The sequence below is a fragment of the Rhizobium sp. BK181 genome (assembly GCF_014193305.1).
Lineage (GTDB): Bacteria > Pseudomonadota > Alphaproteobacteria > Rhizobiales > Rhizobiaceae > Rhizobium.
In genome coordinates this window covers 227,315-251,301 of the sequence record NZ_JACHZA010000004.1, presented here as the reverse complement: position 1 = coordinate 251,301, position 23,987 = coordinate 227,315, and the positions used below count along the sequence as shown (strand labels likewise).

25 protein-coding genes are annotated in these 23,987 nt (G+C 60.9%); 9 read left to right on the top strand and 16 right to left on the bottom strand.

The window, feature by feature from the left end; translation table 11 throughout:
- Positions 1–52 precede the first annotated feature (52 nt).
- On the top strand, positions 53–679 hold the full coding sequence (locus FHT77_RS13635; RefSeq protein ID WP_183755533.1) for a hypothetical protein: 627 nt from the start codon (positions 53–55) through the stop codon (positions 677–679).
- 69 nt (positions 680–748) lie between these two features.
- On the opposite strand, the gene FHT77_RS13630 is transcribed toward FHT77_RS13635, so the two are convergent.
- Positions 749–1,777 carry a CorA family divalent cation transporter gene (locus FHT77_RS13630; RefSeq protein ID WP_183755532.1) on the bottom strand — a complete coding sequence of 343 codons (1,029 nt, stop codon included), beginning with the start codon at positions 1,775–1,777 and terminating at the stop codon, positions 749–751.
- A gap of 243 nt (positions 1,778–2,020) precedes the next feature.
- On the opposite strand from FHT77_RS13630, the gene FHT77_RS13625 reads away from it, so the two are divergent.
- From FHT77_RS13625 to FHT77_RS13610, 4 genes are all read left to right on the top strand, one after another.
- Positions 2,021–2,923 (top strand): universal stress protein, encoded by a 903-nt coding sequence (locus FHT77_RS13625; protein WP_183755531.1) that lies wholly within the window; start codon positions 2,021–2,023, stop codon positions 2,921–2,923.
- A gap of 185 nt (positions 2,924–3,108) precedes the next feature.
- Entirely contained in the window at positions 3,109–4,158 is a 1,050-nt protein-coding gene (locus FHT77_RS13620) for an NAD(P)H-dependent flavin oxidoreductase (RefSeq protein ID WP_183755530.1), read from the top strand.
- Positions 4,159–4,351: 193 nt separating this feature from the next.
- The gene (locus FHT77_RS13615; RefSeq protein ID WP_183755529.1) at positions 4,352–5,089 is read left to right on the top strand and encodes a response regulator; all 738 of its coding nucleotides are present in this window, start codon (positions 4,352–4,354) and stop codon (positions 5,087–5,089) included.
- Positions 5,089–6,411: an ATP-binding protein gene (locus FHT77_RS13610; protein ID WP_183755528.1), complete on the top strand. Its 1,323-nt coding sequence runs from the start codon at positions 5,089–5,091 to the stop codon at positions 6,409–6,411. The genes FHT77_RS13615 and FHT77_RS13610 overlap by 1 nt, the downstream gene beginning before the upstream one ends.
- 128 nt (positions 6,412–6,539) lie before the next feature.
- Here FHT77_RS13610 and FHT77_RS13605 read toward each other — a convergent pair whose 3' ends face one another.
- From FHT77_RS13605 to FHT77_RS13570, 8 genes are all read right to left on the bottom strand, one after another.
- Entirely contained in the window at positions 6,540–6,956 is a 417-nt protein-coding gene (locus FHT77_RS13605; protein WP_183755527.1) for an organic hydroperoxide resistance protein, read from the bottom strand.
- A gap of 287 nt (positions 6,957–7,243) precedes the next feature.
- On the bottom strand, positions 7,244–8,296 hold the full coding sequence (locus FHT77_RS13600) for an alpha/beta fold hydrolase (protein ID WP_183755526.1): 1,053 nt from the start codon (positions 8,294–8,296) through the stop codon (positions 7,244–7,246).
- A gap of 255 nt (positions 8,297–8,551) precedes the next feature.
- A complete protein-coding gene (locus FHT77_RS13595) occupies positions 8,552–9,892 on the bottom strand; it encodes an acetamidase/formamidase family protein (protein WP_183755525.1) in 1,341 nt (446 codons plus the stop codon).
- A 65-nt stretch (positions 9,893–9,957) separates the two neighbouring features.
- Complete coding sequence (maiA, locus tag FHT77_RS13590; RefSeq protein ID WP_183755524.1) at positions 9,958–10,590, bottom strand: maleylacetoacetate isomerase; 633 nt, start codon at positions 10,588–10,590, stop codon at positions 9,958–9,960.
- 11 nt (positions 10,591–10,601) lie between these two features.
- Positions 10,602–10,802 (bottom strand): hypothetical protein, encoded by a 201-nt coding sequence (locus FHT77_RS13585; RefSeq protein ID WP_183755523.1) that lies wholly within the window; start codon positions 10,800–10,802, stop codon positions 10,602–10,604.
- A 208-nt stretch (positions 10,803–11,010) separates the two neighbouring features.
- Entirely contained in the window at positions 11,011–11,751 is a 741-nt protein-coding gene (gene msrA, locus FHT77_RS13580; RefSeq protein WP_183755522.1) for a peptide-methionine (S)-S-oxide reductase MsrA, read from the bottom strand.
- A gap of 12 nt (positions 11,752–11,763) precedes the next feature.
- Positions 11,764–13,524 (bottom strand): cytochrome c biogenesis protein DipZ, encoded by a 1,761-nt coding sequence (locus tag FHT77_RS13575; RefSeq protein WP_183755521.1) that lies wholly within the window; start codon positions 13,522–13,524, stop codon positions 11,764–11,766.
- Positions 13,525–13,652: 128 nt separating this feature from the next.
- Entirely contained in the window at positions 13,653–14,330 is a 678-nt protein-coding gene (locus FHT77_RS13570; protein ID WP_183755520.1) for a type 1 glutamine amidotransferase domain-containing protein, read from the bottom strand.
- Positions 14,331–14,571: 241 nt separating this feature from the next.
- Here FHT77_RS13570 and FHT77_RS13565 point away from each other — a divergent pair, with 241 nt between their 5' ends.
- The 4 genes from FHT77_RS13565 to FHT77_RS13550 all read left to right on the top strand — a co-directional run bounded on the left by FHT77_RS13565 (position 14,572) and on the right by FHT77_RS13550 (position 17,358).
- Positions 14,572–15,504 (top strand): LysR family transcriptional regulator, encoded by a 933-nt coding sequence (locus FHT77_RS13565; RefSeq protein WP_183755519.1) that lies wholly within the window; start codon positions 14,572–14,574, stop codon positions 15,502–15,504.
- Between the two features lie 139 nt (positions 15,505–15,643).
- Complete coding sequence (locus FHT77_RS13560; protein WP_016555027.1) at positions 15,644–16,357, top strand: SDR family NAD(P)-dependent oxidoreductase; 714 nt, start codon at positions 15,644–15,646, stop codon at positions 16,355–16,357.
- A gap of 95 nt (positions 16,358–16,452) precedes the next feature.
- On the top strand, positions 16,453–17,088 hold the full coding sequence (locus FHT77_RS13555; protein ID WP_183755518.1) for a DsbA family protein: 636 nt from the start codon (positions 16,453–16,455) through the stop codon (positions 17,086–17,088).
- 36 nt (positions 17,089–17,124) lie between these two features.
- Positions 17,125–17,358, top strand: coding sequence for a tautomerase family protein (locus FHT77_RS13550; RefSeq protein ID WP_183755517.1), 234 nt, complete (start codon positions 17,125–17,127; stop codon positions 17,356–17,358).
- An 86-nt stretch (positions 17,359–17,444) separates the two neighbouring features.
- Here FHT77_RS13550 and FHT77_RS13545 read toward each other — a convergent pair whose 3' ends face one another.
- The 7 genes from FHT77_RS13545 to FHT77_RS13515 all read right to left on the bottom strand — a co-directional run bounded on the left by FHT77_RS13545 (position 17,445) and on the right by FHT77_RS13515 (position 23,970).
- On the bottom strand, positions 17,445–17,774 hold the full coding sequence (locus FHT77_RS13545) for a hypothetical protein (RefSeq protein ID WP_183755516.1): 330 nt from the start codon (positions 17,772–17,774) through the stop codon (positions 17,445–17,447).
- Positions 17,775–17,948: 174 nt separating this feature from the next.
- Complete coding sequence (locus FHT77_RS13540; protein WP_183755515.1) at positions 17,949–18,833, bottom strand: intradiol ring-cleavage dioxygenase; 885 nt, start codon at positions 18,831–18,833, stop codon at positions 17,949–17,951.
- A gap of 7 nt (positions 18,834–18,840) precedes the next feature.
- Entirely contained in the window at positions 18,841–20,595 is a 1,755-nt protein-coding gene (locus FHT77_RS13535) for an FAD-dependent monooxygenase (RefSeq protein WP_183755514.1), read from the bottom strand.
- A complete protein-coding gene (locus FHT77_RS13530; RefSeq protein ID WP_183755513.1) occupies positions 20,588–21,676 on the bottom strand; it encodes a branched-chain amino acid ABC transporter permease in 1,089 nt (362 codons plus the stop codon). The genes FHT77_RS13535 and FHT77_RS13530 overlap by 8 nt, the downstream gene beginning before the upstream one ends.
- A 5-nt stretch (positions 21,677–21,681) precedes the next feature.
- Positions 21,682–22,545 carry a branched-chain amino acid ABC transporter permease gene (locus tag FHT77_RS13525; protein WP_183755512.1) on the bottom strand — a complete coding sequence of 288 codons (864 nt, stop codon included), beginning with the start codon at positions 22,543–22,545 and terminating at the stop codon, positions 21,682–21,684.
- The gene (locus FHT77_RS13520) at positions 22,532–23,251 is read right to left on the bottom strand and encodes an ABC transporter ATP-binding protein (protein WP_183755511.1); all 720 of its coding nucleotides are present in this window, start codon (positions 23,249–23,251) and stop codon (positions 22,532–22,534) included. The genes FHT77_RS13525 and FHT77_RS13520 overlap by 14 nt, the downstream gene beginning before the upstream one ends.
- Positions 23,251–23,970, bottom strand: a complete 720-nt coding sequence (locus tag FHT77_RS13515) for an ABC transporter ATP-binding protein (RefSeq protein WP_183755510.1) — start codon at positions 23,968–23,970, stop codon at positions 23,251–23,253. Before FHT77_RS13515 ends, FHT77_RS13520 begins: the two co-directional genes overlap by 1 nt.
- Between the last annotated feature and the right edge of the window lie 17 nt (positions 23,971–23,987).

The following is a 23,987-nucleotide window of genomic DNA, read 5'->3' as shown; positions in this document are numbered from 1 at the left end:
TTTACCTGCAATACCCTTCGTCCCGGTAGAAATTCAACCAGGGAGAGACGCCATGAAACGCAGGTTTGCCTATATCGCGGCCCTTTTGGCCCTTTCGGCCGGCGCAGTCTACGCTCAGGACAACGCCATGAGTTTCTTCGTGACCAGTGTAAATCCGGGCAAGGGCGGCGATCTCGGCGGCCTCGCCGGCGCTGACGCATATTGCAACACGCTTGCCACAGCCGCCGGTTCGACCGGCAAGACCTGGAAGGCCTATCTGTCTACCGACGCTGAAAACGCCAAAGATCGCATCGGTTCCGGGCCATGGTATAACGCTAAAGGCGAAAAAATCGCCGACGACGTGGCCTCCCTGCACAGCGACAAGAACAACCTGACCAAACAGACCGCGCTTAGCGAGAAAGGTGCGGTCATCAACGGCCGTGGGGACACGCCGAACCGCCACGACATGCTGACCGGTTCAAAGGCCGATGGTACTGCGGCGCCTGAGACCTGCGGAAATTGGACGATGGGCGGCGAAGACGGTGTCGCGATCGTGGGCCATAGCGACCGGACGGGACTGAACGACTCGGCGGAAGCCAAATCGTGGAACTCGTCGCATCCGACACGCGGCGGCTGCACGGTGAAAGCCTTCAACGGGACCGGAGGCGACGGCCTGTTCTACTGCTTTGCATCGAATTGATCGGCGCGGCATTGCGGGAGGCGCATGCTCACAACCCGCAATGCCATTCGCACCTGACGCGACCTCCGCCTAAAGCCAACCGATCCGTCGAAGCACCCAAAGCGTTGCAATGGAGGTGATCGTCACAAACGCCACGATGATGACGAATGCCCAGGTGTCATTGACCCCCGGAATACCTCCGACATTCATCCCGAACAGGCCGGCGACGACGCTCGGCGGCAGCAGCAGGGCGGCCAGCGCCGCCAGCCGATTGGAATTTCGCGCGATGCGCTCGCTGATCACTGTCGAGAGGTCGTCGTGGAGGATCCCCGTGCGGTCCCGGATGGCATCGAGGTACTCGATGAACCGCATCAGCTTGTCGATCACCTCACGCATCCGCAGCTTGTCACGCTCGAGCAGCCACGGCGCGTCGTCGTGTTCGATGCGGTTTAGTGCGTCGCGCTGCGGTGCCAGATAGCGGCGCAGCTGCACGGAACGCCGGCGCAAGAGCTTGAGACGCTCGCGCACCTCGCCAGCCTCACCATGAAAGATCATGTCGTCGAGCTCATCCACCTCCTCGTCCATCGAGTCGAGCACCGGCTCCAGGTCACGCACAAGCTTGTCGCCGATCAGCGCCAACAGGTCTCCGGTGCGCTGCGGACCCTTGCCCTTCTCGAGAGCGAGGCGGATGTCGCGAAGTGCCGTGATATAATGTCCGCTGTCTCGAAGTGAGATGACCTTGTTGACGTCGACCCACAGGTGAAGCGGCACGAGATCAATGTCGGTCCGCTCCTCCGGCTCCTCGTCGGGGGCGGTCGCACATACGCCCCGAAGGATGATCAACAGGCCGTCATCGACAGGCTCGACACGCGGTCGCGTCTCCTCTTCGAGCAGGGCTTCCGTCACGAAGCTATCGAGGCCGCTTTCCTTCTTGACCCAATCGGCAGCCGCCGCATGATCGCGCTCGAGATGCAGCCAGATGATCCCGTCTTCCGGTTTCCATCGCCGCGCCTCGGCAATGTCCAACTGCGTGCAACCGCCACAGCCGTTCAAAAGCAGGGCGAAACGCAATCCGGGTTCCGCGCCGTAGCTCAGTTTTGGGATAACTGGCGTTTCCATCGCGCGCCCTACATGGCCAGAGGGAACAAAAAATGCAGCCAACACAAAAGCTTGCCGCAACAGATTCTAGCAGGTCGCAATCAAGGCGCAAGACCGCCGGAATCGGCGTCACGACCGGTCCCGGCACTGGCTTTGGCGCTTAAAATAGATCGCCTTTGGGCGCCAAGACGATTTCAACACCGATCAGATTGGCGTATTGTTCCAGGGTAGATTTTTCAGGCCGATCCATGAAGGAGGGCCACAGTGATCACGACAACGACCGACGGCAACTGGTCAAAAGGCGTCAACCCGCCTGATCCAGCCGCCGTGCCGCGCAACGTTCGTGATCTCACCGAACATGCCGATATCGTTGTGCTATTGCCCGATCCGGCCTCGGCACAGTCCTGCCTCGATTTGGCCGACGATGCGGCTGATGCGGTGCAGGACAGCATCGCCGCTGTCCATATCGGCGCCGATCCGCTGGCGATGCTGGTCTCAGCCGAGGAAATCGAATTGCAGATGCTGCGGGACCTGGACGAAGGCTCGCCGCACGAGCGGTTCGAGCGCGTCAAACAGCTGTTCGACGAATGGAAACTGAGCGCGCCGCACCGGCAAAGCCTGGTGCTTGGCGACTACCAGGGCGACCTCCGCCGCTGCGTGGGCAGCGTCTGCCGGAACGCATCACTTGTCGTCACTCCCTATCGGGGCAATCTCGATGCCCGTGATGTTTTCCATAACGTCCTCTTCCATGAGGGCAAGCTCGTGCTCATCCCGCCGGCCAATGGTTATCGCGGACGTCTGCTTGACCACGTGCTGATCGGCTGGAAGCCGCACGACCACGCACGGCGCACGATCGTCGCCGCCAGGCGCTGGCTTGCCGCTGCCGACCGCATTACGGTGCTTTGCGTCGACGACAAGCCGAATAGGCACTACGAAACCACTGCCAGGGAAATCTGCCGCCAGATGGGGCTCGATGCGGAGATCGTCGTGACCTCCTCAACAGGCCGCTCGGTCGGCAACACCATCCTCGACTTTGGTGCATCGGTGAATGCCACCTGCATTCTGACCGGAGCCTTCAAGCACGGCTATCTGCTCGAGCTGCTTCTCGGCCGCGTCACCTATCGGCTGCTCTCCCACGCTACAGTTCCCCTGCTGATGAGCCACTAGCGCCAGCGTCGTGCCGTCCGCGATCGCTCCTCCGCCCTCGGGCTGAAGTCAACCTCCTTGTGAAAGCAAGACAATAGGCGCAAATAGTCGCCGGACCGGCAGCCTGCGGCATTCCTCAGGCCTGTCCGGACAGCATAAACGTGCCAAACCGACGAATTCCCCAGTGCTGGACAAGGAGATCGGACGTGCCAACAGAAGTCGACAGCGAACCCCTTCGCCAGCTCGGATTGAAATATCCCCTTATTGTCGCGCCAATGGCTGGCGGCCCCTCAACGCCGGAACTGGTGGTAGCAGCATCGGCTGCCGGCGCGCTGGGCTCCGTCGGCGCCGCCTACTCCAATCCCGCCACGATCGTCGAATTTGCCGACAAGGTCCGACAGCGCACAAACAAGCCCTTCGCGATCAACCTCTTCATTCCCCACCCCGCTCCAACGGTCGATCCGGCTGCGGTGAAGCGAGCGATTGCCGCCACTGCCGGCTATCGCTCAGAACTCGGGCTAGCATCCCCGCAGTTCTCCGCACCGTTCGAGGAGGATTTCGACGCCCAGTTCGAAGCCGTCCTAAAGATCCGGCCAGCTGTATTCAGCTTCGTCTTCGGCGTATTGGCAGCCGAACATACGAAAGCCGCACGAGAAGCCGGCATTCTGCTGATCGGGACCGCGACCTCACACGAGGAAGCGCGGGCCCTCGAAGACAGCAATGTTGACGCGATCACGTTGCAAGGCTTCGAGGCCGGCGGCCATCGCGGCATCTTCGAGCCCGACGCCGCCGATCCGGAAGTCCGACTTCACGACCTTCTCGCTCAATGTAGGGGAAAGGTGCACGTGCCGTTGATTGCAGCAGGCGGCATCATGACCGCTGCGGACGTTCGCGCCGCCCTCGTCGCAGGCGCTCAGGCGGTTCAGATGGGAACGGCTTTTCTGGCAGCGCACGAGGCGGGAACGTCGGCCCCTTACAGGTCGGCACTCAGTGCGCCAAAGCGACAGACCCGAACGACGCGTGTCTTCTCCGGTCGATTCGCTCGAGGCATCGAGAACCGTTTCATGGAGGAGATGACGCCGAAGATGGACGCTGTCATGCCGTTTCCCGCCCAGAACAAGTTTACGCGCGACCTGCGTGGCGCGTCAGCAGCAAGGGGCTCGGCAGATTTCCTGTCGCTGTGGGCAGGAACCGGAGAAGGCGAGCTTTGGCAAGGCTCGACCACCGAACTGATCGACAGCCTGTTTGCCAAGTAGCTGCCAGCCAAGCATATCAGCAATGGCGACGTGAGCGATTTCCATTACTTACCAGGCGAAATGAAAGTGCGGACATCGTATCAAAATGTATCTCAAGGTTGGCTGGATACAGCGCCATGCAAGCCATGAGGCGACAAACACACGGCGGACACATCAACGGCGTCACTAGCAGAAAAATGACGGAGATCGCGCGATGGAGCACATCGACCACATCCTGATCGTCGATGACGATCGCGAAATAAGGGAGCTCGTATCGAGCTACCTGAAGAAGAATGGCCTGCGCGTAACCGCGGTCGCTGACGGGCGGCACATGCGCTCCTTTCTCGAAGCAAACGCCGTCGATCTGATCATCCTCGATGTCATGATGCCGGGCGACGACGGCCTCGTGCTTAGCCGCGAGTTGCGTGCCGGACGACACAAGGCTGTTCCCATCGTCATGCTGACAGCACGCACAGACGAGATGGACCGCATCATCGGTCTGGAGATGGGTGCGGACGACTACCTCGCCAAGCCGTTCTCGGCGCGGGAGTTGTTGGCCCGCGTCAAGGCTGTCCTTCGGCGCACGCGCATGCTGCCGCCGAACCTGCAGGTGTCGGAAGCCGGCCAACTGCTGAGTTTCGGCCAATGGAAGCTCGACACGACGGCACGCCACCTCATCGATTCAGACGGGACGGTGATCGCCCTCAGCGGTGCCGAATACCGGCTGCTTCGCGTCTTCATCGACCACCCCCAGCGCGTGCTCAACCGCGATCAGTTGCTTAACCTGACACAGGGCCGCGACGCCGAGCTCTTTGACCGTTCGATCGATCTTCTCGTCAGCCGCGTCCGCCAGCGTCTTGGCGACGATGCCCGGGAACCGACCTATATCAAGACTGTCCGCAGCGAAGGCTATGTCTTCTCCATGCCGATCGAGATCACCGAGGCCCGCTGATGGCGACACACGCCTTTCTGAATGGATTTCGCCTATGGCCGCGCACCCTGGGGGCGCGGCTATTTCTTATCCTGCTTGCCGGGGTAGCGATCGCGCATACGATGTCGTTCACGGTGCTGTTTTATGAACGATACGCGGCCGCCAAGTCCGTCATGTTCAACACGCTCGAAAACGACGTTGCAACGTCGATCGCCATACTCGATCGGCTGCCGGCCGACGAACGAGCCGATTGGCTCGATCGTCTTGATCGAGGCAGTTATAGTTTCGTGCTGGGAGCAGGCCTGCCCGGCAATCCGGCGCTCGACGCACGCACCACCGAGATCGCTTCCATGGTTCGGGCGGCGATCGGTGCAAAATTTCCCATCGAGGTGGAGACAGTTCCCGGCAACACCCTGAGGCTCCAGGCACATCTGACCCTGAGCGATGGCGCGCCGTTGACGATAGACATCAACCCGCATGGCGTCATGCCATTGGCCGATTGGCTCCCCTATGTGTTGGCCGCGCAGTTGGCTTTGCTGGTGCTTTGCAGCTGGTTTGCTGTCCATCAGGCAATTCGTCCTCTCGTCAACCTCGCAAAAGCAGCCGATACGCTCGATCCGAATGTGAAAGCCCCTCGCCTCAGCGAAACGGGACCGAGGGAAGTCGCCTATGCCGCAACCGCCTTCAACGCAATGCGCGAGCGCATTGCCCAATATCTGGAGGAACGCGTGCAGATCCTCGCGGCAATATCGCACGATCTGCAAACGCCGATCACGCGCATGAAGCTGAGGGCGGAGATGGCCGAGGATTTCGGCGACAGGGACAAGTTGATGCAGGATCTCAGCGAGATCGAACGTCTCGTCAAGGAAGGCGTCGCCTATGCTCGCAGCGCCCATGGAAATGTCGAAAAAGCCTCGCGCATTGACCTTTCTTCGTTCATCGAGAGCCTCGTCTACGATTACCAGGATACCGGCAAGGACGTGACAATCACAGAGATGAGCGGCGGCGCGATCATGACCCGACCGCACGCCTTGAGACGAGTTCTGACCAATCTCATCGACAACGCCCTTAAGTTTGGTGGCAGCGCCGAGATCGAGGTACTGCGCCGTACCGATAGCGACGTGGTCGTTAGAGTACTCGATCGCGGTCCCGGCATCCCCGAAGATCAATTGGAAGCTGTCCTCAAGCCCTTCTTCCGTCTCGAGCAATCGCGCAACCGCGACACTGGCGGGACTGGCCTCGGCCTCGCCATTGCCGTCCAACTGGTCACAGCGATCGGCGGATCGCTGACGTTGCGTAACCGCGACGGCGGCGGCCTCGTCGCCGAAATCGCCATCGGCTGAACGGCGGTTGAACCGCCTCGCACATCGGTGACATTCTGCTCGATACCAGAAAAAAGCGGCAGCCCTTTGCGGCTGCCGCTTCTCAACATCACGTCCCGCCTGACGGGGGCACCGTTTTTCTTATCTCGTCAGACGAGGTTTATGGTGACGTTGATATTGCCGCGCGTGGCCTTGGAATACGGGCAGGTTTGATGCGCCGCATCGACAATCGCGCGAGCAGTTTCGTGATCGACGCCAGGCAGACTGACGTTTAGGCGTGCCTGAAGTGCGTAACCGCCTGTATTGCTGCAGAGATCAACTTCGGTGTCGACCGCGAGATCGGTCGGAATCGCAACGGCAAGGCTCTTCGCAGCAAAGCCCATTGCGCCGATGAAGCAGGCGGACCAACCGGCGGCGAACAGTTGCTCGGGGTTCGTTCCTTGTCCCGCGCTACCTGGTGAGGAAAGCTTGACATCGAGGCGGCCGTCGGAGCTACGCGATGCGCCATCGCGGCCGCCGGTCGTATGCGTCTTGCCGGTGTAGAGTACCTTCTGATTGTCGCTCATGATATTCTTCCTTTCGATAGAATGAACGGCTCGCTGCCGAGACGCAGATGGCGTCCCGCACGTGTCTGGAATGTTTCGTCTCGGTGCTAAAATGTAGCCAACTGCCGCGGAAACCTGATCCCGATACAATGTGATACGAACGGCCCGGCCGCTTCTTGGCGAGGCAATGGGCGCTCGAAACCAGACCTGGCGAAAGTGCATTGGAACGCCAACGCCGAGTGCAATGTCTGGAATGGAGGGATGTGGGGAGCCGCTGCTTGCTGCCGCGACCACCCCAAGGTGACCGGTTAGAGCCGGTCGACGTCGACCACGGCCTGTGCAAAGGCCTGCGGCGCTTCCTGTGGCAGATTGTGACCAATGCCGCCGGTAATCAGCCGATGCTCGTACTTGCCGGAGAACTTCTTGGCATAGGCAGCCGGCTCGGGATGGGGGGCACCGTTGGCATCGCCCTCCAGTGTAATAGTCGGTACGCCGATGACAGGGAACTTCGCGAGCCGCGCTTCGAGCTCATCGTACTTCTTCTCACCCTCAGCCGCGCTGATGCGCCAACGGTAGTTGTGAATGGTAATGTCGACGTGATCGGGGTTTTCGAAGGCGGCGGCGCTGCGATTGAAGGTTGCATCATCGAAGTTCCATTTCGGCGATGCAAGCTGCCAGATCAACTTGGCGAATTCGCTGCGGTACTTCTCATAGCCCGCGCGGCCACGATCCGTGGCGAAGTAGAACTGATACCACCAGGCAAGCTCCGCCTTCGGCGGCAAGGGTGCCTTGTTTGCTTCCTGGCTGCCGATGAGATAGCCGCTGACGGAAACCAGGGCCTTGCAGCGCTCGGGCCAGAGGGCGGCGATAATGCAGGCCGTGCGGGCTCCCCAATCGCAACCGGCAATCAGCGCCTTTTCGATCTTCAGCGCATCCATGAGCGCAACGATATCGGCGGCAATCGCCGACTGCTGGCCGTTGCGCATCGTCTTGTCAGAGAGGAACCGTGTTGCGCCGTAGCCGCGCAGATAAGGCACGATGACGCGATAGCCTGCGGCGGCAATCAGCGGTGCAACATCGACATAGGTATGGATATCGTAGGGCCAACCATGCAGGAGAATGACAGGAGGCGCGTCGCTCGCGCCCAGCTCGGCGTAGCCGACATTGAGCAGACCTGCGTCGATCTGCTTGATCGAGCCAAATGAGGTATTGGTGCCTGGCGCGATGGTGGGGATTCGAGCCGCCGCCGGCGCCGCGGCCTGAGCAACGCTCGTGCCGATTGCGCCAAATTGCGCGGCGGCAACGGTCAGTGCTGCCACGCCCACGAACCGCCGTCTTTGTTGATTGATTTCCTCTGCCATCACTGCTCTCCGATCTGTGCTAAAGACATCTGCATAAATCACTACCTGTGTGTATCAAATGTGTGTCCTATACCTGGAATTGAAAGCCAATGTAGGTATCGGTCTAGCGATACATTGGTATACATTCGCGCACTTTCGTGAGCAGTTCGCGACAACCCAGGCTTGCTGAAACAAGATTGGCCGGGCCAACGACATGACCCGACCTCAAAGATCGCTGCGACCGGCATTGCCGGCGCATTTTGTCAGCGGATGACTTCAGGCACTGGCGGACGGAATGTTGTAAACACCCCGCGCGAACGCGCCGATACCCTTGGCATCCAGCAAGTTGAGCGGTGCCCGGAACGTCACCCTGGCCACGCCGGGGTGACGGCCGATTTCGATGGCGCCGGCCAATGTGGCACGGTTCATCACTTCGGGGACGGTGATCCCCAGGAGTTCGGCGGCCCGTTCAAGGCCATTCGTGGTGGCATCGTTCAGGTTCGGACCGGTGCCGATGAAACAGACAGGCGCATCGTCCTCGACCTTTCGCACCCCGTGCTTGCGGGCAAGCGCCTGGACCCTTGTCCGCTCGGCTTCGTCGAGCGGGCGCGCCAGAAACGGCACGTCATCGAGAACCGGAAAGAGGATGGGCCCATCGATGTCGAGCCCCTTGATGACATGCACTTCAAGGGTGACCGTTCCAGCCACGTCACAGGTATGACCAGCAATCTCGCCGTCTCCCTGCAGCGCGTGCATATCGCCCAGATAGATGCCACCACCGGGAACCTTGACCGGGCAGACCAGAACGGCTCCTTCGCGGACCGTGTTCACGTCGAGGTGGCCGTCCGTCTTGTGCTCGGCGATCTCCTCTGCCGTCAGCGCGTAGATGTGGGGCGCATGATCCAGGAACGCGCCGAAATCGCCGGCATTGTGCGAGTCCGGCATGGCCTTCGACGGCGTGGTCCCCAACTGCCCGAGAAAAGGCCGCAACCGCGTGGCGATACCAACGAGATCAGCCGGTGCGAAAGTCAGGATAGGATGCTGGATGGACGCGTCCGGTAGCGCCATCAGGCGATCGGCATCTTCCGCGAAGGCTTCCGCCTCGGCGTTGCCCACCGTCAGACCGACCTGTCGCTCGTCGTCGAACGCGATCGTATAGCCGTTGGTAAAGGTAAACGGTGACGCATCCGCCCCACATGCTTCGCAACGGATCGCCGTCGGCCCGATGCCTTCGACACGCGTGCGCGGCCACTCCACTCCGCAACCGGGGCACACGGCCGCACAGAAAGGATCGCCGTTGAACCGGCCCGCCATTGGCTCGTCGTTGCCGGATGCCGTGGCCGACGAGGTTACGACAATCGAGCGGATGCGGATGGCAATCGCGTCACCTACCTCCGCACCTGCCACCGCGACCGGGCGCGTCACCTCATGTCCTCCGCGAATTTCCGGCGTGATCATCGGACCCCAGCACCCGGGAGCGGTGTTGGCAATGATCGTGCCGCCATCGGCGACCGGCCCGAGCATCGGCGCCGCTGGGTCCAGAATGCCGTTGGTCAACTCGTTGACGAAAATCGTCTGCGATCCGAGTTTTGGATACTGTTTTGCTTTATCAAGCATTTAGGCTCCTCCTGTTGAATCTATCAGTGAGCGACTTGCGAGGGACGTTTAAATTCGGCGAATGCTCATGTTCGCGGCACGGGACCGTTGTCGACAAAAGCCGGAATCTCGCGAAGGCTGGCGACAATAGTCGCTATGCGCGGCCATTGATCGAGGGCAAGGCTATTTCTCTCGGCGTTTACGGCTTGCGGGAACAGGCAGATATCGGCCACCGTTGGAATATCGCCAACCGCGTATTTGCCGGTGGGTCTCCGCCGAAGAAGTTCTTCGACCGCCGTCAAGCCGACGCCGATCCAGTGGCGGCTCCAGTCCGCGACATCCGCCGACCCGACACCGATAGCGCTCAAACGCGCGGTCACCCGAGGCGGGAGAAGCGGATGGATGTCCGCCGCGATTGCCAAGGCGACGGCCCGCGCAAAGGCGCGATCCTCAAGCCTGCCCGGAAGTAGCGGTGGCTCTGGGTAGCGTTCGTCCAGATATTCGATGATTGCCAGGGACTGTGTCAGCAGCACGCCCTCGTCGGTCAGCAGGGCGGGAACGAGTCCCTGCGGATTGACCTGCAGATATTCGGGCTTCCGATTGACGGCATCGGCACCAAGGATGCCGATTGTCTCGCGCTCAACGTCGAGCCCCTTCACCGCCAGCGCGATCCTGACGCGCGACGCCGCCGACGAGATCTTGTCCTCGAACAATTTCATTGCCGATCTCCTCACTTGTGAGAGCTTTGGGGAGCCGCCTTGGCCGAGGCAGCATCGGCAGTATGCGCGAACTGCATTGCGCCCGCATCGGCTGAAGGCGATAGCAGCGAGAAGAGTGCGGCAATCGGGGGTGGTTCGCCGGGAGCGCTATCCCAGGCGCATGGAACAGCTGCCAGCGCGAGCACGGCGAAGGAAGTGACTAGAAGGCGCATTGCTTATCTCCTCAAGTGCTTGACCCATCCGGGCCAACTGCCAGGAAATTCAAATCTTCCGGGAAACTCGAGCGTGACGGCCGCGCGTATCCCGCATGTGTTTGAATCCCCGAAGAACTGTATCGTTGTGTAGGTGCAGCCATGTTGGCGGCCGGCCCAGGTCGGAATGTCGCGGGCGAACCATGCTCGCGACATTGCCGTGGAAAAATCAGCCCGCCTTTTCTGCGACGAGAACTGGGTGCTCCCGATACTCTTCCGGGAAAAGCCGCTTCAGCGCCTCAATCTTTGGCTGCTCATAGACGTACACATAGGGTTGGTTGGGATTGTTGTAGACATAGTCCTGATGATAGGCCTCGGCACGATAGAACATCTTCCCGACCTCAATCGAGGTCGCGATCGGGCGAGCAAAAGCACCTTCACCGCGGAGCTGAGCGATGTAGTCGGAGGCGACTTTCTCCTGTTCGTCGTTCAGCGGAAAGATTGCCGAGCGGTACTGCTTTCCAGCGTCGGGACCTTGCTGGTCGACTTGTGTCGGATCGTGAACCACGGAGAAGAAGATCTGCAGCAACTGACCGTAGCTGACCTGCTGCGGATTGAAGACGATCTCCACTGCTTCCGCGTGACCGGTCTGCCCGGTCTCGGTCATCTCGTAGGTGGCTGTCGCGGCACTCCCGCCTGCGTAGCCTGCCGTCGCGCTGACAACCCCGGCGACATGTTGGAAAGCGCCTTGGACACCCCAGAAGCACCCGCCGGCAAGGACCAGCGATTGTGTAGCTGGGGTCGCGGCGACATCGTGGAGGACCGGAGGAACGCGCCTGGCCTCTTCCGCTGCCGCTCCGCCACTTAGCTTGAGCACAAGACCGCCGCCTCCGATCACGGCAAGGGTCACAATGCCTAGCTTTCCGATGGAGCCAAGCAACGACGAACGAGTTTTTTCTCGATGTTTCATGATTTTATCCTTTCATCCGAAGGTGAATACGAAGGCTTCGACACCGGGATCGAGGAAACGGATCTCGAACGTCCGCTCCCGCACCTCTCCCGACTGGCGCACCAGCTGGTAGAGCCGCGTTTCGGAAACCGTGCCATTGCCGTCTGCATCGATATCCGAGCCATGATCGGCTCCCGGTGCGGCCCCATCGACCTTCACCTGAAAGCGGACCTTCTTGCCGTCCGCCCCGGGTCCGAGGACCAAATGCAGATCCCGGGCACTGAACCGATATGTGATGCCGCCGCCAGCCTGATCGAGTGAGGCCTGCTCTCCGCCGACGGTCCACTTTCCGGTAAGCCCCCATTCGTTGAGGCTCGGCTTTCCCACGGTGTAATCGCGAGCAGCGTCAGCCTTGACGCCTTCCGGCGAGATGAAGTTGGCAGCTCGGAGGTAGCCGATGTAGGATTCTCCGGACTGCAGGCGGGCAAGGTCGGGCGCAGCCTCGGCACCCTTGGCGTCAGGTTCAACGGTGGCTGCATCGGCCTTCTTGCTGCCTGCTGCTTCCGCCAGCAGATCCTGGACGACCCGTTCGGACCGTTCGTAGTCTCCTTCACCGAACTGGGTGTGCCTGATCTGGCCCTTCGCGTCGATGAAGTAGTGGGCCGGCCAGTAGTTGTTGGCGAACGACCTCCAGATTTTGAAGTTGTTGTCGATCGCGACAGGATAGCCGATCTGGAACTTGTCGATTGCCTGACGGACATTGCCGATCCGCTTCTCGAAGGCGAACTCGGGCGAATGGACCCCGATCACGACCAATCCCTGGTCCCGATACTTCTCCGCCCAGGCCCGAACGTAAGGGATTGTCCGAATGCAGTTGATGCAGGAGTAGGTCCAGAAGTCGACGAGAACGACCTTGCCGCGCAATTCTTCCGCGCTGAGCGGCTTGGAATTCAGCCACTCCACAGCACCGTCGAGGGACTGCAGGCGGCCAAGGACCGGCAAGTCGCTCTGGTATCCCTTACGCGCATCGTTCGCGGCAAGTTGCATGGCATTGCCGCCCGGCTTTGCAACACCGCTCGAATCATGCAGCTTGTCCAGCAGCGACTGTTCGATGCCGGCACTGCTGGCATAGGAGAGACGCGACAGCAGTCCGGTATCAAGCCCAAGGGCAATGGCGGTAACGCCGGCCAGCACGGCTATGCCAAGACCCTGGCGTAGACGCTCGCCAACGCCGAGCGATCGCTTCATCGCGGCAAACACCTTCTCCCCTGCAAGGACAGCCATCGCCAGCGAGGTCGCGGCACCTGCCGCGTAAGCGGTCAGCAAGAGCGTTGTCTGAACGTTCGCCCCCTGGAGGGCGGCACCGGTCAGGACCAGTCCAAGGATCGGGCCGGCGCAGGGCGCCCAGAGAAGGCCGGTTGCAACGCCGAGAAGGAAGGAGGTGCTGACGCCACCCTTGCCGCTCGCCTGCTGCGACAGGCGGCTGCCAAGGGCGACGGCTGGCCGCGTCACGACTGCCGCGATGCGCGGCGAGAGCAGCGTCACGCCGAAGCCGGCGATCAGCGCGATGGCGGCATATCGACCGATTTCGTTGGCATGCACCGCCCAGCTGCCGCCGACGGCAGCAAGCGTTGCCACGCCCGCGAAAGTCACGATCATGCCGACCAGCATCGGCAGGATGCTTCTCGCAAAGGGCTGGCCTGCCCGCGACAGAACGAAGGGTAGGACCGGAAGGATGCAGGGGCTGACGATCGTCAGCGCCCCTGCAAGGTAGGCAATAAGGAACAGCAGCATAGTCATCCCCTGCAGTTGACCGATGCTTACGCATTGGTCGTTGTTGGTGGCTGCAAGGGACCAGCCCGAAGTATCTCCGTTGTGTCGCTTTCCGCCCGATTTGTATCAGAATGCAAGCGGCCAGCGGTTCAGGAGTTCAGGAGCTTCAGCAGTTTCTTCGCGGCCGAGCCTGATGAAGCCGGGTTCTGCCCCGTGATCAGCCGACCGTCGACAATCGTAAAATCGACCCAATCGGCGGCCTTCTCGAAATGCCCGCCCAGACGCTTCAATTCGTCTTCCACGAGAAAGGGCACGACTTCGGTAAGATGGACAGCCTCTTCCTCGCTGTTTGCAAAACCGGTGACACGCTTGCCCTTGACCAACGGCTGCCCCTGGTGGGTTACCTTTTTCAGAACCCCAGGTGCGTGGCAGACCAAGGCGATCGGCTTGCCTGCACTGTAGAAGCTTTCGATAAGGGCAATCGAGTCCTGGTCATTGGCGAGATCCCACATCGGGCCGTGTCCGCCGGGATAGAAGACGGTATCGAAACCATCTGCCTTGACCCCGCTGAGCCGCACCGTGTTGGCAAGCTCCTTTTGCGCCGCTGGATCGCCCTTGAAGCGCGCCATCGCCTCTGTCTGATTGGCTGGTTCGTCACTCTTCGGATCGATGGGAGGCTGCCCGCCTTTCGGGGATGCAAGGGTTATCTCGGCGCCGGCATCCTTGAACACGTAGTAGGGGGCGGCAAATTCCTCCAGCCAGAAGCCGGTCGGCCCGCCGGTGTTTCCGAGCTTATCATGCGAAGTCAAAACCATCAGGATCTTCATCGTCAGTTTCCCTTTGTTGAGCAACCATAAGATGCGGCTGACATGTCCCTTCGCCCGCACGCGAGCATGGCGCGCTGCAAGGCTTTGCCCCCTGAAACCCGATCCTTCGAACCACCGCCGGGCCCATCCACAGATAGCGCACTGGCTCAGGCTTTCCTGGTTTCATTCCCCGATATTTACTTCCGTCCAATTTCGGGTGAATACTCGCCGCCGGGCAATCACTATTCCGCGAGGCGGCACAATGGATCGCATCGACGCAATGAAGGTGTTTGTGACGGCAATTGACGAGGGCAGCCTCGCCGGCGCCGCCCGCAATCTGAAGCGATCGCCAACGGCGGTCAGCCGGGCGCTAAGCTTTTTGGAGGCGCATGTTGGTGTCGAGTTGCTGCATCGGACCACTCGAACGCTGAAGCTGAGCGAGGCGGGCCAACGCTATGCAGCAGCCTGCCGGCGCGTACTGGTCGATCTTGAAGAAGCCGACATGCTGGCGGGCGGCGAGCGCGCGGCTCCGCGCGGAACTCTGACCATCTCGGCACCACCGATCCTCGGCGAAGAGGTACTGCGCCCTATACTGGACGACTTCCTCAACCTTCACCCGACCGTCTCTGTCCGCTTTCTCATGCTGGATCGCTTCGTCAACCTGGTCGATGAGGGTGTCGACCTCGCGGTGCGTATCGGCCACCTGTCGGACTCTTCGCACGTCTCCACCCGTCTCGGTGGCGATGTGCGACGCGTCGTGGTCGCCTCCCCCCGCTATCTGGCAGCTCATCCGCGCATCGACGAGCCGGGCGACGTGGCAAAACATCAGATCATCGCGTTCAGCAACTTCGGGCTGGATTCCTGGAGTTTCATACCGGCGAAGGGGACCACCATCCCCAGGGTCGTGCATTTTACGCCGCGCTGTATCTTCAACAGCGTTCGCGCTGCCGCGGCATCGGCGGCTGCAGGCGGCGGCCTGACGAGACTCTATTCCTACCATGTCGCATCCTACGTGCGCGACGGTCAGCTGAAGATCGTGCTCGCGGACGCGGAACACCCGCCCTTGCCTGTGCATCTGCTCGCACCACAAGGCCGCATGTCCGTGCCCAAGGTCCGCGCCTTTGTGGACTTCGCAACGCCGCGGCTGCGTTCCGAGTTCGCGCGCATGGCAACAGCGGCTGGCATGCTCGCCTGATTGTGCCGAAATACGGTTGATTGTTGATCAATCAACGTCAATTCTCTCACTGATCGGATGGATCTAAATCAAATGCACCAACGCCGAGGGCGTAGGGCGGCCAGCACTGAAAGGCCGCTGCACTTGAAAGGATCCCATCATGAGCACGGAACAGAAGGTCGCCATTATCACCGGCGCATCACAAGGCATCGGCGCAGCATTGGTTCGAGCCTACCGCGACCGCAACTACCGCGTCGTCGCCACCTCACGCTCGATCGAGCCTAGCTCCGACACCGGCATCATCGCCGTACCCGGGGATATTAGCAAACCGGAAACCGCCGAACGCGTCGTCCGCGAAGCACGCGAGCGTTTCGGTCGCATCGATACATTGGTGAACAATGCCGGTGTCTTTCTTGCCAAGCCGTTCACTGAATTCACCGAAGAAGACTACAACCACAACATGGGCGTCAACGTCGCCGGTTTCTTCCACATCACCCAGCGCGCGGCGACCGAAATGCTGAAGCAGGGCTCCGGTCATATCGTCAGCATCACGACGAGCTTGGTGAACCAGCCGATCGCAGGGGTCCCGGCCGCCCTCGCCTCTCTGACGAAGGGAGGATTGAACGCCGTTACCCAGTCGCTGGCTATCGAATACGCAAAGAGCGGCGTTCGCGTTAACGCAGTCTCGCCGGGCATCATCAAGACGCCGATGCATCCGCAGGAAACGCACGCAGCACTCTCCACACTGCATCCGGTAGGCCGGATGGGCGAGATTCGCGATATCGTCGATGCCGTCCTTTATCTCGAGGGTGCGAGCTTCGTCACTGGCGAGATCCTCCACGTCGATGGCGGCCAGAACGCCGGTCGCTGGTAGGCCGGGCGCCCCGGCTCGGCCGGACCAATTTTATCCCGCGACTGCGAGCCCGGACGGCCGCAGTCGCCGTCGAGACAAAGCTCAATAGGTGAAAAATGAAACTGGTGTTGGTCGCCGATCCAATGTGCTCCTGGTGCTACGGCTTCGGAAAGGAAATGACGGCCCTGCAGGAGCGTCATCCCGACATGTCGCTTGAGATCGTCGTCGGAGGCTTGCGCGCCGGTGCGACCGACGTGCTTGATGATGCCGGCAAGCGTTTTCGCTTGGAACACTGGGGAAGGGTGGAACAGGCGAGCGGCCTGCCGTTCAATCGGGACGGATTGATGGCCCGTCAGGGCTTCGTCTATGACACCGAGCCCGTTTGCCGGGCGGTCGTGGCGGCGCGTATTCTCAAGCCGGAAGCCGATCTGTTGCCGGTCTTCCGCGCCATCCAGCACGCATTCTACGTCGATGCCCTCGATACGACCGATGGTGCGGTCCTCGCACAAGTCGGTGCCGAGGCTCTAAGCGCTGCCGGTTATCCCATCACACAGGACGAGTTCCTCACGGTGTGGCAAGCCAAGAGCACTATCGATGCTACTGCTTCCGATTTCGTCAGGGCGCGATCTATGGGAGTATCGAGTTTTCCGACTTTGTTTCTTTCTGACCAAGGCAAACTGCACCGGATTGGCAACGGATATGCCCATGTCGACACATTGGTGCAGGAGATCGGCGCCCTGCTCGCAGCATAGCCACCCTCAAGTTCAACCTCCAGAAAGGAGACTGCAATGCCCATTGTTACCGTACAAGTGACCCGCGAAGGAACGACGCCCGACCGCACTTCGGTCACCGCCGAGGAAAAGGCCGCGATCATCAAGGGCGTCAGCCAGGTATTGCTCGACGTCCTCAACAAGCCTCTTGAATCGACCTATGTCGTCATCGAGGAAGTCGATCTCGACAATTGGGGCTGGGGTGGACTGCCGACCGCGCAGTATCGAAAACAGCGAGCTGCAAAGTCTTGAAAAGCGAGACCCGCTGTCGGATACCGGCGGCGGGTTCGTTCGGCCTCCTCCTTCAACCGGTCGCCCGCGCCGGTAGGCCCTCTTGGTCAACGCGCCGGCTGACTCTGCTGAAGATCTTGAAATCCGACCTCAGGGCACCCGCGCACATTGGCGAAAGTGATCTCGCGGCGATCACCCCACCCTGTCAGCCCTCGCAGCGTCAGAACATTCTCGTCGCGATAGACGAGATCCGTGCGGTAGATGCCGGCGCGTCGGGCCCTGTTGGTCGCTTGACTGACGTTACAGGTGCCCTCTGATGGGTCCACGTGCCAAGTGCTCGTACCCCTGCCATCGGGATTCCAGCCGTCCGCGGCACCTGCCACAACCGGTAGCAAGGCTGCGAAAGTCAACAAGGTTACACGGAACGCGGCTTTCATGATCCCTACCCGGTTGCGCTACACTGGAACGCTCCGCGCCAAGATAGACGGACTGTGGCGCAGCGCAATCGCGTCCGGGCGACCCACACGCCATTTACAGACAAAAGGTACCGGACTCGTGCGGCAGCGTTGATGATTGGTTAACGTCGCCGCACTGTCGTCTGGCTGATCACCTCATCGCTTCGCCCGAGCAAGCACGAAGTCGTGCTTCACCTCCCAGAAGTCGCCGGCAAACTGATACTGTTTCGAGCGTTCGGCATCGGTTGTTCGGCGAAATTCGGCGAGCAGGCTTTCCTTAACGCCAAACACCGCATCCGAGTCGATGTAGGGATCGTCGGGATCGAAGATGTGCGTGATCAGTGTTTCGAAGCCGTCTGCCTTGATGATGTAATGCAGATGCGCGGGTCGATTGGGGTGGCGCCCTAGCGCCTTCAGCATCTGCCCCACCGGACCATCGTAGGGGATCGGATAGTATTTTGGCTTCACCGCCCGGAACCAATAGTGCCCGTCCGGCCCGGTCCGGAACACGCCGCGCAGATTGAAGTCCGGCTGAATACCCTTTTGCTGGACATCATAGAAGCCTTCGTCGTTGGCCTGCCAGATATCGAGCACTGCGTCGGCGATCGGCCGCCCGTCGGTGTCGAGAATCCGTCCCTCGATCACCATGTCCTCGCCCTTCTGGTCGAGGCAAATGTTCGCGCCCATCGGCAGCTCGGGTGCATCGGCAACGTGGAACGGGCCGAGCACTGTGCTCTCCGAAGCTCCGGAAGGCTTGCGATTGTTGATCGCATCGACCAGCATCGACACCCCGAGCGTGTCGGAAAGCAGGATAAACTCCTGCCGCCACTCGTTGCACATCTGCCCCGTGCGCGTGAGGAAGAGAATGGCTTGCATCCACTCATCCTGAGTCGGCTCGATCTCCTTCACTGCTTCGTGGAGTTTTCGGGTGATGACCTCCATCACCTGTTTCAGGCGTTCGTCCTTGGCGTTCTTGTTGCGGCCGGTCACAACCGCGACCGAATCTTCTTCCGTGAAGAAGCCCTTTTCATGCGCTTCCATGATGCTCTCACTTATCAAGGATGGATTTCAGGACGCGGCGCAATTCGGCTTCCGGATTGGAAACCATCTCGTCCGCGCGCCAGGCGACATGGTGGTCGGGACGTACCAGAATGGCGCCGGAATCCCGCACCTCTCGCGCGTTGGCCCAATCGCCAACAAGGTCCTGCCATTGCTGGCGCGGTCCGATGACGTGCGTGGTGATCCGAATGTTGAACTCCTTCGCGAGCGCCTTAGCGGCCGCAGCCCAGCCGTCGCCGCCAATGCCGGTCAGAATGGTGAAGGTGCCATGGCCGGTCAGATCGAGAGTCGAAACTTTGTCGCCGCTTTGATTGAACAGCCAGGCGTGCGGCAACCGGGCACCCGGCCATGTTGTCGGCTGATAGTGCAGCTCCGGATCCTTGGAGAAGGCTGGCTCGGGCTGGCCGTCGGTTGCAATCCCATCTGACTTGTAGCGCTGGTTCATCTCGACGCCATGCGCATCGAATTCATAGACCTTGTAGGCAATCGCATCGCGGATCGCCTTACGCTGCTTTTCCGCGTCTGGCGTGTCCTGGCAGCGCGCATCCATATTCTCTTGCATCTTGACGGGATCGACCGAGTCCAACAGGCCAAGTGCCTTGAAGATCGGGCCGAATTCTTCGATCGACTTGTTCGCCCGTGTAACGATCTGCTTGGCGACAGGCGCACGTTCGGCATTGTAGCTATCAAGCAGTCCCGACCCGGCCTGTCCCTTCAGGACCATCGACAGCTTCCATGCGAGGTTGAAGGCATCCTGAATTGACGTATTGGAGCCCAGCCCGTTCGACGGGGGGTGGCGATGCGTCGCGTCGCCCATGCAGAAAACGCGTCCGTTCGACATCGTCGTCGCGTACATGTTGTTGACGGTCCAGGTCGACACCGACTTGATCTTTGGCTGAAGCTCCTGATCGCCGACGAGTTCGCGCACGACCTTGATGGCGAAATCCTCGGTCACCTCAGGCGCCGGCTGGTTGATGTCGTAACCCCAGACAATCAGCCATTCGTTCCACGGCCGCACCATGCGCACGAGCCCCATGCCGATGCCGCCGACATCAGCGCCCGGCTGCAGCACCCAATAGAGCACGGAGGGCCGATGCGCGACATGGCGCGACAGATCAGCCTCGAACAATATGTTCATCGAGCCGCCGACGCCCATCTTGCCTTCGAAGGCAAGGCCCGCATGTTCCGCCACCTTCGAATTGCCGCCATCGGCGCCAACCAGGAACTTGGATCGGACGGTAAATTCCTTACCGGTCAGCCGATCAAGACAGGTGGTCGTGACACCATCGGCATCCTGTTCATGGCTGATATATTCGCACGACATGCGCGCCTGCGTGCCGCGCGAGCAGGCAGTCTTGAAGAGCAGCGGCTCCATGAAGGTTTGCGGCAGGTCGTTCATCAGGCTCGGCGAAGAGAGCTGATGCTCGGCACGAGACAGCGGATGCTTACCCCAGCTCTTCATGCGGCCGATTTCCTCACCGGTCAGCGAGGTGCAGAAGACGTTCTCGCCCATCAGGTCCTGCTCTGCGGCAAACATGTAGGCTTCATCCTCGACGTCCCGACCGAGGTCGCGCAGGACCTCCATCGTACGCTGATTGGTGATGTGGGCGCGCGGCGTGGTCGCAAGCCAGCGATAGCGATTGATCACCATGTTCTCGACGCCGTAGGTCGACAGCAGCGCCGCGGTTGCCGAGCCTGCCGGGCCCGTTCCGATGATGAGTACGTCCGTTGTGATATCAGCCATTTGGCCCTCCTATCTTCTTGTGTTCGAGAGGTCCGCCTTTGAGGATGCGGCGAACCGGAAACAGCTGGATGCCGGTGCGATCGGAGAACAGCCCCCACAACCCGCGCGGGGCGAGCAGCATCGTGACGATCGCAACCAGGCCGAGGATCACGAGATACCAGGAGCCATAGCCGGCAAGCAGGTTTTGCAGCAGGAAAAAGACGATGACGCCGACGATCGGGCCTTCGACTGTGCCGATGCCGCCGATGACGACGATAAAGATCACGTAGGCGGTCCAGTCGATCACCGAGAAGGCGGCGTCCGGGGAGATGCGCTGCTTCTGGACATAGATCAGTGCTCCACAGCAGCCGGTTAGAAATGCCGCGGTCAGGTAAACCATCGTCTTCATCCGACGGGCATCGACGCCAACTGCACGAGCCGCTTGCTCATTGTCGCGAACTGCGGCAAGGCCCAGCCCATGTCGTGAGCGCAGCAGCCTGTAGATGGCTCCGATCGTCAGCAACGCGAGCACCAGCGCAAGCCAGTAGGTCAGCGCATCGCCGGCCTCCGCCGACTTCATGCGGAACAAGGATTTCAACAAATCGATGCCGATCATGTCGCGCGTCGCATCACGGGGGAGCGAGGTGCCGGTGCCGCCGCCAAGCGCCTTCCATTGCGCAAAGAGCAGACGCCCCACCTCGGCGATGACCCATGTGCCAATGGCAAAATAGGGACCGTAGAGGCGAAAGGTGAAGAAGGCCGTCGGTGCCGCAACGATTGCCGCGAAGAACCCGGCGACGATGACCGCCGCCACCGGGTCGAGCCCGAGCAGGCTGACCAGCGCAAACATCGCGTAAGCGCCGCATCCGACGAAGAGCTGCTGGCCGACCGAAATCAGACCAGCATATCCGGCAAGCAGATTCCAGCATTGTGCCAACACGAGCATCGTAAGGATGAAGAACAGATCCTGGACCCCGCCCCGCGACACCAGCAGTGGCGCAAGAAAGGCGAGGATCACGACCACTGTGGCGATAACCGCGAATGCCACCGAGGCGCCGGTGCGGGTCTCGACTTTGAAGGTTGGTGCGAGCAACTGTTCCATGACGCTCAATCCACTGCGCGCGGGAAGAGGCCGCGCGGCTTGAAGAGGAGGACGAGAAGAAAGGCGAGATGCCCGGCGAGAATCTGCCATTCCGGATTGACGGCAGCACCGATCGTCTGCGCGACACCAAGGATGATACCGCCGGCGAGCGTCCCCCAGAGCGAACCCAAGCCACCGATGATCACGGCCTCGAAGGCGTAGATCAGGCGCGCCGGTCCGGACGTTGGATCAAAATTGGCGCGCGTTCCCAGGAAGAGTGCGGCGATCGTCACCACCACCATGGCAAGACCGGTCGCCATGGCGAAAATCCGTTGCGGCCGGATGCCCATCAGGCCCGCCGTGGTGACGTCGTCGGATGTGGCACGAAAGGCCCGGCCGACGGAGGTCCGGTAGATCAGTTGGTTCAGCGCAACGATGGCGAGGACCGCCGAGCCAAAGGTGAGCAGCGGCATGACACCGACATTGATCGGCCCTAGTGAAACGGAGGCAGTCTCGAGCGTGCCGGCCGAAATCCGCCGGCTGTCAGCCGTAAATCCTTCCAACAAGCCGTTCTGGATCACGATGGAAAGACCGAAGGTCACTAGCAGTGGCGGTAGAATATCCTTTCCGAGCGTGCGGTTCAGCAAGTGATACTGAAGCACCCAACCGGCAGCGAACATGAGCGGAGCCGCAACCAGCGCGGCAACGAAAGGATGAAGCCCCAGCAGGGAAACGAGCAGCAGGATCAGAAAGGCCGCGAAGACAATCAGGTCGCCATGCGCCAGATTGACCAGCCGCATGATGCCGAAGACGAGGCTGAGCCCCGCCGCAAAAAGCGCATAGAGCCCACCGAGCAGGATGCCCTGTGTTATCGTATCAAGCCAGTTCATGACCATCCGCTCCGAAGTAAGCCTTGTGAATAGCCTCGCGATCGAGGTCGCATGGCTTGCCGGAGAGCGTGATGCGGCCCTCCATCATGCAATAGACCCGATTGGACACCTTGAGCGCCTGGGCGATATCCTGCTCGACGATGATGATGGCCGCGCCGGTTTCGCGGATCCGTGGAAAGGCGGCGTAGATGTCGCGCACCACGACCGGCGCCAATCCGAGGCTGATCTCATCGCAAAGCAGTACATCCGGATTGGACATCAATGCCCTGCCGATCGCCACCATCTGCTGCTGACCGCCGGAAAGCGCGGTTGCGGGGCTGCGCCGTCGCTCCTTGAGGATCGGGAACAGTGCATAGATGCTGTCGAGCGTCCAGGGACCTGAGGTCTTGCGGCCGTAGGTCCCGACCAGCAGGTTCTCCTCAACGGTCAAGGACGGAAACAAACGCCGGCCTTCGGGCACCATGGCGATCCCGCGTGCCATAACGTCGGGAGCTCCGAGGGCGCCGATCGCCTCTCCGCGATAACGGATGGAGTCCGGCTCGTTCTTCAGGACGCCGGAAAGCGAGCGCATGAGCGTGGTCTTGCCGGCCCCGTTTGCGCCGATGATTGCCAGCGTTTCGCCCTCACCAAGGCCGATTTCGACGCCGAACAGCGCCTGGAAATCGCCGTAGGAAGCCGTCAAAGCGTGGGTTTCAAGCAGAGCCATCAGACCTCGATCCCCAGGTAGATTTCGCGCACTTCCTTCGAATTCATGATCTCGTCTGGTTTTCCGATGCCGATCACCCGGCCGAAATGCAACACGAGCAGGCGTCCGACCACGGCGTTCAGCGCATGCAGGACATGCTCGATCCAGATCACCGCAATGCCTTTGTTATGCAGGCCACGGATGGTGGCGACCAGCGCCCGGCATTCGCCCTCCGTCAGTCCGCCAGCGATCTCGTCGAGCAGCAGGAGTTTCGGATCGGTTGCCATGGCGCGGGCGAGTTCCAGCCGCTTGCGCTGCAGCAGCGTCAGGCTTCCAGCCGTGGCATTGGCCTTGTCGATCAGGCCAGTGTCGATGAGGATTTCCGCGCAGCGATCCGCGACCTCCCCTTCCCGCTTTCGCGCGCCGAAGGACCCTGCCACCAGCAGATTCTCGAACACGGTCAGCTGATCGAAGGGTTGCGGGATCTGGAACGTGCGGCCCATGCCCACAAAGCACCGTGCCATCGGCGGGGTCTTGGTTACGTCGGAGCCTATGAAACGGATTGTCCCGTTGTCTGCCGCAATATTCCCGGTGATCAGGTTGAAGAGGGTCGACTTTCCGGCGCCGTTGGGGCCGATGATTCCAAGCGCCTCCCCTTCCTCCACGGCAAAGGAAATCTGCTCGGCGACCGTCAACGCGCCAAACTTCTTCGAGACACCTTCCAGTTCCAGTATTGGCATCCATCTCTCTCCCATTA

What these genes read in the sequence shown, in the direction of transcription:
- FHT77_RS13520 (WP_183755511.1), bottom strand. Translation starts at nt 23,251, where the DNA reads ATGGCTCTGCTTGAAACCCACGCTTTGACGGCTTCCTACGGCGATTTC.
- maiA (WP_183755524.1), bottom strand. Translation starts at nt 10,590, where the DNA reads ATGAAATTGTTCGAGGACAAGATCTCGTCGGCGGCGTCGCGCGTCAGG.
- FHT77_RS13570 (WP_183755520.1), bottom strand. Translation starts at nt 14,330, where the DNA reads ATGAAGATCCTGATGGTTTTGACTTCGCATGATAAGCTCGGAAACACC.
- FHT77_RS13555 (WP_183755518.1), top strand. Translation starts at nt 16,453, where the DNA reads ATGAAACTGGTGTTGGTCGCCGATCCAATGTGCTCCTGGTGCTACGGC.
- FHT77_RS13565 (WP_183755519.1), top strand. Translation starts at nt 14,572, where the DNA reads ATGGATCGCATCGACGCAATGAAGGTGTTTGTGACGGCAATTGACGAG.
- FHT77_RS13525 (WP_183755512.1), bottom strand. Translation starts at nt 22,545, where the DNA reads ATGAACTGGCTTGATACGATAACACAGGGCATCCTGCTCGGTGGGCTC.
- msrA (WP_183755522.1), bottom strand. Translation starts at nt 11,751, where the DNA reads ATGAAACATCGAGAAAAAACTCGTTCGTCGTTGCTTGGCTCCATCGGA.
- FHT77_RS13600 (WP_183755526.1), bottom strand. Translation starts at nt 8,296, where the DNA reads ATGGCAGAGGAAATCAATCAACAAAGACGGCGGTTCGTGGGCGTGGCA.
- FHT77_RS13610 (WP_183755528.1), top strand. Translation starts at nt 5,089, where the DNA reads ATGGCGACACACGCCTTTCTGAATGGATTTCGCCTATGGCCGCGCACC.
- FHT77_RS13560 (WP_016555027.1), top strand. Translation starts at nt 15,644, where the DNA reads ATGAGCACGGAACAGAAGGTCGCCATTATCACCGGCGCATCACAAGGC.
- FHT77_RS13550 (WP_183755517.1), top strand. Translation starts at nt 17,125, where the DNA reads ATGCCCATTGTTACCGTACAAGTGACCCGCGAAGGAACGACGCCCGAC.
- FHT77_RS13530 (WP_183755513.1), bottom strand. Translation starts at nt 21,676, where the DNA reads ATGGAACAGTTGCTCGCACCAACCTTCAAAGTCGAGACCCGCACCGGC.
- FHT77_RS13635 (WP_183755533.1), top strand. Translation starts at nt 53, where the DNA reads ATGAAACGCAGGTTTGCCTATATCGCGGCCCTTTTGGCCCTTTCGGCC.
- FHT77_RS13535 (WP_183755514.1), bottom strand. Translation starts at nt 20,595, where the DNA reads ATGGCTGATATCACAACGGACGTACTCATCATCGGAACGGGCCCGGCA.
- FHT77_RS13585 (WP_183755523.1), bottom strand. Translation starts at nt 10,802, where the DNA reads ATGCGCCTTCTAGTCACTTCCTTCGCCGTGCTCGCGCTGGCAGCTGTT.
- FHT77_RS13615 (WP_183755529.1), top strand. Translation starts at nt 4,352, where the DNA reads ATGGAGCACATCGACCACATCCTGATCGTCGATGACGATCGCGAAATA.
- FHT77_RS13540 (WP_183755515.1), bottom strand. Translation starts at nt 18,833, where the DNA reads ATGGAAGCGCATGAAAAGGGCTTCTTCACGGAAGAAGATTCGGTCGCG.
- FHT77_RS13630 (WP_183755532.1), bottom strand. Translation starts at nt 1,777, where the DNA reads ATGGAAACGCCAGTTATCCCAAAACTGAGCTACGGCGCGGAACCCGGA.
- FHT77_RS13605 (WP_183755527.1), bottom strand. Translation starts at nt 6,956, where the DNA reads ATGAGCGACAATCAGAAGGTACTCTACACCGGCAAGACGCATACGACC.
- FHT77_RS13595 (WP_183755525.1), bottom strand. Translation starts at nt 9,892, where the DNA reads ATGCTTGATAAAGCAAAACAGTATCCAAAACTCGGATCGCAGACGATT.
- FHT77_RS13545 (WP_183755516.1), bottom strand. Translation starts at nt 17,774, where the DNA reads ATGAAAGCCGCGTTCCGTGTAACCTTGTTGACTTTCGCAGCCTTGCTA.
- FHT77_RS13515 (WP_183755510.1), bottom strand. Translation starts at nt 23,970, where the DNA reads ATGCCAATACTGGAACTGGAAGGTGTCTCGAAGAAGTTTGGCGCGTTG.
- FHT77_RS13575 (WP_183755521.1), bottom strand. Translation starts at nt 13,524, where the DNA reads ATGCTGCTGTTCCTTATTGCCTACCTTGCAGGGGCGCTGACGATCGTC.